This is a genomic window from Caballeronia pedi (assembly GCF_001544915.2).
GTDB lineage: Bacteria > Pseudomonadota > Gammaproteobacteria > Burkholderiales > Burkholderiaceae > Caballeronia > Caballeronia pedi.
The window spans coordinates 1-1,451 of the sequence record NZ_FCOE02000106.1; the positions used below are offsets into that span (position 1 = coordinate 1).

The 1,451-nt window shown below is 57.4% G+C and carries 1 protein-coding gene; it reads left to right on the plus strand.

Features of this window, described 5'->3' with window-relative positions:
• Positions 1–51 precede the first annotated feature (51 nt).
• Positions 52–1,418 (plus strand): IS3 family transposase gene (locus AWB80_RS42705; protein WP_087132118.1). Its coding sequence is split into 2 segments (ribosomal slippage): positions 52–514 and positions 514–1,418, totalling 1,368 coding nucleotides; the frame shifts between segments, so codons are not numbered across the junction.
• Positions 1,419–1,451: the final 33 nt, after the last annotated feature.

The window sequence follows — 1,451 nt, forward strand, 5'->3', positions numbered from 1 at the left end:
TGAACTGCACCCCAAAAGTTGGACACAGATCCAACCTTTGGGGTGTTTTTCATGGCGAAGTACAGCGAGGGATTCAGAAGACGGGTTGTCGAGGACTATCTTGCCGGCGAAAGCGGCTACAGGGCATTGGGGGCGCGTTACGGAGTGGACTTCTCGATGGTTCGCCGCTGGGTGGCAAGCTATCGTGTGCATGGGGTTGCGGGGCTGCGCAAGAAATACAGCCATTACGATGCTCAGTTCAAGTTGTCGGTGCTGCAACGGATGTGGCAGGACGAGTTGTCGTACACCCAGGTGACGGCGCTGTTCGATCTGCGTAACCCGCGTGGCGTCGCGACGTGGGAGCGCCTGTATCATGAGGGCGGTCTAGATGCCTTGGCGCCCCGTCCGCGGGGGCGTTGCCCAAAGATGAATGCTACCCAGCCCGACAAGCGCGCCGAAGGCAAAACGCCAGAGGCGCGCACGCGCGAAGAACTGCTCAAGGAGAACGAATACCTGCGCGCGGAGGTGGCGTACCTAAAAAAGCTCGATGCGCTGCTCAAGGAGAAAGCGCGGGCAGCGCAAAGGAAAAAGCGCAAATAGTGCAGGACCTCCGGGCGCACCATCCTCTCGCAGCCCTTCTGAAGGCCGCAGGTCTGGTCCGCAGCACGTTCTACTATCAGTTCAAGGCGCTGGACAGGGGCGAGCGGCACGCTGGTCTGAAGGAGAAGATCCGAACCTTGTATGAGCACCACAAGGGTCGCTACGGCTACCGTCGCATCACGGCTGCAATCCGGCAGGCCGGAGAACTCGTCAACCACAAGACGGTGCAACGGCTGATGGGACAACTCCAGTTGAAGTCACTGGTGCGCCCGAAGAAATACCGTTCCTGGCGGGGCGAAGTGGGCCGTGCTGCACCCAATCTGTTGCAAAGACAATTCAAAGCTGACGGTCCCAACCAGAAGTGGGTGACCGATGTGACCGAATTCAAAGTCGGCGCACAGAAGCTTTATCTATCGCCCGTGATGGATCTGTATAACGGCGAGATCGTGGCGTACCAGATGGACTCGCGACCCAGCTTCGAGTTGGTCAGCGGCATGCTGAAAAAAGCATTGACCCGACTTCGAGGCAACGAGCGACCACTGCTGCATTCAGATCAGGGTTGGCAATACCGAATGCCGGCATTTAGCCGGCTACTCAAGCAACGCCAATTGCCGCAAAGCATGTCCCGCAAGGCCAACTGTCTGGACAACGCTGCCATGGAGAGCTTCTTCGGCACACTCAAGTCCGAGTGCTTTAGATTAGACCGGTTCATCAATGTGGACCAGCTTTGCGACGCGCTGAATCGCTACATCCACTACTACAACCACGAACGCATCAAACTCAAACTGAAAGGCCTGAGTCCCGTGCAATACAGAACTCAGGCCTCGGCTACCCGCTAGAATTTAACCGTCCAACTTCGTGGGGTCAGTTCA